The organism is Frankia sp. CgJB1 (assembly GCF_977947065.1).
In genome coordinates, this window is the sequence record NZ_CDWTNB010000253.1 from 1 (window position 1) to 4543 (window position 4543).

Annotated in this window: 4 protein-coding genes and 1 pseudogene; 3 read left to right on the forward strand and 2 right to left on the reverse strand. The window is 75.8% G+C overall.

Translation table 11 applies throughout. The features are described 5' to 3' along the window. The coding region (locus AC08OT_RS19355) for a glycosyltransferase family 9 protein (RefSeq protein WP_476603155.1) at window positions 1-819 on the reverse strand (819 nt) is incomplete at its 3' end. Window positions 820-926: 107 nt separating this feature from the next. Further along, window positions 927-2207: a glycosyltransferase gene (locus tag AC08OT_RS19360; protein WP_476603156.1), complete on the reverse strand. Its 1281-nt coding sequence runs from the start codon at window positions 2205-2207 to the stop codon at window positions 927-929. A 459-nt stretch (window positions 2208-2666) separates the two neighbouring features. Here AC08OT_RS19360 and AC08OT_RS19365 point away from each other — a divergent pair. From AC08OT_RS19365 to AC08OT_RS19375, 3 genes and pseudogenes are all read left to right on the forward strand, one after another. Continuing rightward, window positions 2667-3020: pseudogene (locus AC08OT_RS19365) on the forward strand (glycosyltransferase family 9 protein); the annotation flags it as partial. Between the two features lie 101 nt (window positions 3021-3121). Continuing rightward, complete coding sequence (locus tag AC08OT_RS19370) at window positions 3122-3517, forward strand: glycosyltransferase family 9 protein (protein ID WP_476596469.1); 396 nt, start codon at window positions 3122-3124, stop codon at window positions 3515-3517. Then, a partial coding sequence (locus AC08OT_RS19375) for a bifunctional heptose 7-phosphate kinase/heptose 1-phosphate adenyltransferase (RefSeq protein ID WP_476603157.1) occupies window positions 3514-4543 on the forward strand: 1030 nt, incomplete at its 3' end. The genes AC08OT_RS19370 and AC08OT_RS19375, both read left to right, overlap by 4 nt.

Sequence of the window (4543 nt, forward strand, 5' to 3'; positions counted from 1 at the left end):
GCCGCGCACAGCCCCGCGAACCCCCGCAGCGGCAGCGGGGAGGCTATGGGCACCCTGGGCACGGCCGTCCCCGGCCCCGGACGCGTGTGGCTGCAGGACCGGATGCCCGCGCGCCGCGAGCAGCCGGGCGAGATCGGTCCACCGCCGTGCCGGCCACCGTTTGACGGCCATTCCGGCGTCGGGTACCAGCAGCACCGGAGCCGGGCGGCCGGGTGTGGTGCTGTCGGGCGTGGTGCTGTCGAGTGCGCCGAGGATGCGTTCACCCTCGGCGACCTCCGCCGCGGTCAGCGCGACCCGCCCATGGGCGCTACCACGGCCACCGCCACCGCCACGGGCGTCGGCGCCGTCCGGATGGCCGGGGCCGGGCCGGATCCAGCCGTCTTCGGTGAGGAGCCGGACGAACCGGGACCCGATCGGTTCGGCGGGGTCCGGCCGCCGCCAGAGGTCCGTCACGACGTGCCTCGGCCGTCCGGTATGCCGCGGTCGCCCGGCCTCGATCGCGGCCGGCACGCCGCTGTGCCGGGTCGTCGTCACGACCAGGTCCGCCCGCGGCCGGCTTACCGCGCGGACGACAGCCTCGCGGACGGCCTGCGCGCGGTGATCGGTCACCTGCACGACCTCGGTGATCCGGTCGTCGTGGGTCAGCAGCTCGCCGGCCGGCGCGAAGGTGAGGACGCGGATCCGGGCATTCGGATGGCTGTCCGCCAGTGCGTGGATCGCTGGCAGGGCGATCAGCAGATCGCCGAACCCGCCGAGCAGCTCGACGAAGAGGATCTCGTGCGGCTCCGCCCGGGCCGGATCCGTCCACTCGCCGGCCACCGACGTTCCTTGGTCTCGGCTTCCTTGCCTTTCCAGAGGGTTTTGTGTCCATTTTATCCCTCTGGATGGGCGGGATCTGGGTGGGCGGGGAGGGGGATCGTCGACGGTCATCGGGGACCGATCAGACACCGGTAGAGGCGGGCGTGCGCGGCCCCGACGGACGGCCAGGACCGGTCGGCGACGAGGTTGCGGCCGCCAGCGGACACGGCCGCCCGCAGCGCCGGGTTGCCCAGCAGCCGGCGCAGCTCACGGGCCAGCGCGGCCGGGTCCCGCACGGGTTTGGCCACGATCGCCGTCCGGCCGTCGACGAGGGCCGGATCCGGCGGGTCCGCGACCGTTACCACTGTCGGCAGGCCGTGGGACAGCGCGGCCGCCAGCGCCCCGCTCTTCGTCGTCACCCCGGCGGTGAACGGCAGCACGCAGACGTCCGCCCCGGCCAGGATGTCCGAAACCTCTTCGGCCGGCAGATGTCCGGTGAACGTCACCCGGTCCGCGACGCCGACGGCACGGGCGTGCCCTTCGAGCTCGCGGCGGAAGGCCGCCGCCTCGGCGTCGGGCAGCGCCAGGGAGGTGAACCCGCCGACGACGGCGAGATGCAGGTCGGGATGGTCGGCGTGCAGCTCGGCGACGGCTTCGAGGAGATACCGCACGCCTTTCACCGGGTGGACGAAGCCGAAGAAGACTGCCACCTCGGCGTCGGGGCCGGTGCCGAGCCGGCCGCGTAGCCGGGACCGGGCCGCCTGTCCCGGGCTGACGCCGGGGGATGGGTCGGCGCCGGGGGATGAGCCGGCGTCGGAGGACAGACTGGCGGTGCGGGCGGTGCTTCGTGCCCGGGGGATGTTCGCGGCGACGGGGACCAGTTGCGCCTGGCGGCCGAAGCGGGTGCGTACCGCGGCGGCGTGCTCGGGATTGGTCACCACCAGGGCGCGCGAGTGGGGCACGAGCGTCAGGGTCTCCCGGTCCCACCAGCCGTGCCGTTCCGGCCGTCGCCACAGGGCCGCCGGCAGCCAGGACGGCCATGCCCACCAGCCGTACTCGTGCAGGGTGGTCACCCAGGGGACGCGCCGGCCCGCCAGCGGGGGCAGCAGCCCGACCGCCGGGGAGAACCCGAACGCCGAGGGTGCGAACTGGAGGTGGACGAGGTCGGGCCGCAGGCGCCGCAGCGCCGTTGCGGTGGCGGCGATCCCGGCCGGACCCCACCCACGTTCCAGCGTGACCACCCGGGTGGGGCCGAGGTCGCCCTCGACCCGCCCCGAGGTGATCAGGACGGGATCGATGTCGTGGCGCAGTGTCTCGGCGAGCCGGATGGTGTAGTCGGCGACGCCGTCCTCGGCGGTGACGAGGTTGCCGCAGACGAAGGCGATCCGGGGGATGGCTGCTCGCGGCATGGAGAAGGCCGTACCCGCTCGCCGGAGCGGTCACCGCCTGCCGGGCAGCCCCCTGGGCCCTCGAGGCCGAGGCGATCGGCGTGGTTCTCGCCCGGCGTGGTTTTCACGGAGAGAACGTTCCTCGCGGAGAGTAGCAGTTTTGTTGCCCACCCTCCGGGCACGGGGCGGGGGAGAAGCCGTCCCTGACCGTCTCGACCGTTCCCGACCGTCCCGGAGCCTCCCGTGAACGAAGTCGCGTCCCACCCGGCGGCGGGCCGTGCGGGTCCGCTGGACCTCGCGGCCGCCCGCCACGTCCTGGCGGTCCGTCCGGACAATCTCGGGGACGTCGTGCTGCTGTCCCCGGCGCTGCGGGCGCTGCGGGCCGCGGCGCCCGGGGCCCGCCTCGACGTGCTGACCTCACCCGGCGGGGCGGCCGTGCTGCCCCTGCTTGACTGCGTCGATGACGCGGTCGTGGCATCGGTGTGCTGGCAGGACACCGGCGGCCGACCCGTCGACCCGGCCGAGCAGACCCGGCTGGTCGAGACGCTGGCGCGGCGCCGCTACGACGTCGCGGTCCTGTTCACCTCGTTCTCCCAGTCGCCGTGGCCGGCCGCCTTCGTCTGCGCCCTCGCCGGGATCCCGACCCGGGTTGGCGCCTCGCGGGAGTTCGGCGGGTCGCTGCTCACCCACTGGGTGGACGACCTGCCCGGCGGTATCCACCAGGTCGACCGGGCGCTGCTGCTGCTGCGCCGCTTCGGCATCCCCGCCCCGGCATCCCACCCCCGGCTGGCCGTGCCAGGCGAGGCCGTCGCGAGGGTCCGGCCGCTGACGGAACCCGGCCCTTACGCGGTGCTGCTGCCCGGGGCGAGCTGTTCGGCCCGCCGCTACGGCGCCGACCGTTCGCCCGGGTCGCCGGCCTGCTCGCGGGCGCGGGCCTGCGGGTCCTCGCCGCCGGCACGGGCGCCGAGACCGCCCTGGTCGACCGGGTCGTCGCCGCTGCCGGCCCGGCGGGGCGGGGCCTCACCGGGGTCCTGGACGTCCCGGCGCTGGCCGCGCTCCTGCGCGGCGCGGCGGTCGTCGTCACCAACAACTCGGGCGGTGCCCATCTCGCCGACGCGGTGCGCACGCCCGTCGTCACCCTGTTCGCCGGCACTGAACGGGAGAGCGAGTACCGGCCACGCGCCGCGCGCGTCGCGGTGCTGCGCCGGGCGACGCCCTGCACGCCCTGCCGCGCCTTCACCTGCCCGTTCGGGCACGAATGCCTGGATCTGCCGCCGGCCGAGGTGACCGCCGCCGCGCTTGCGCTGGTCGGGGAGGGGATGGCCCGATGACCGCCGCCCCCGCGTCTCTAGCCTCGTCTCCGGCCTCGCCGCGTCCCGTGCCGCTCGCCGAGCTGCCGGATCGGTTTGGTGCGCTGCACCTGCTCGTGGTCGGGGACGCGATGCTCGACTCCTGGCTGCGGGGACCGCCGCGGGGGTTGTCCCGGGAGGGCCCCGTACCCGTCGTCTCTGTGACCGGGCGGGAGGAGTCCCCGGGGGGAGCCGGCAACGCCGTCCTCGCCGCGGCCGCCCTCGGTGCGCGCACCCGGCTGGTCGGGATGGTGGGGGACGATCCCGACGGCCGGCGGCTGCGGGACCTGCTCGACGCCGGTGGCGTCGGCACGTCCGCCGTGGTCGTCGAACCCGGGTGGACCACGGTGGCCAAGCGGCGGATCTGTTCCGGCAACCATCTCCACCTGCGCTGCGACACGGGTGACGAGACCCCGCCCCGGCGGGCCACCGCCGCCGCCGTGGCGGCCCGCGTCACCGCCGGGGCCGCGTCGGCCTGTGCCGTGCTGGCCTGCGACTACGGCACGGGGTTGTTTACCCCCGAGCTGATCGGCCGGGTGGCGGCAGCCGTGCGGGCGGCGGGCCGGCGGCTCGTCGTCGACGCCCACGACCTCACCCGATGGGCGGCGGTGCGCCCCGACCTGGTCAAGCCCAATGCGGATGAGGTCGTCGCGCTGCTGCCCGAGGCCGTCCGAGGCTCCTTCGCGCACGACCGAGTCGGGACCGTGCGGCACCACGCGGCACAGATCCTCGCCGCCAGCGGGGCGCGGGCCGCGGCCGTCACCCTCGACGGCGTCGTCGTCCTTACTCCCGATGAGCCGCCGTGGCATCTGCCGGCCACCGCCGACGCGCCCGACGAGCGCACCTCGGGGGCCGGTGACACGTTCGTCGCCGCCATGGTCCTCGCCCGGGCGGCGGGCGTCGGGCTGCGTGACGCCGTCCGGCTCGCCTCGATCGCCGCGTCCGTGGCCGTCTCGACCGCCGGCACCGGCATCTGCCCGGCGGCGGACCTGCGCGCCCGGCTGCACC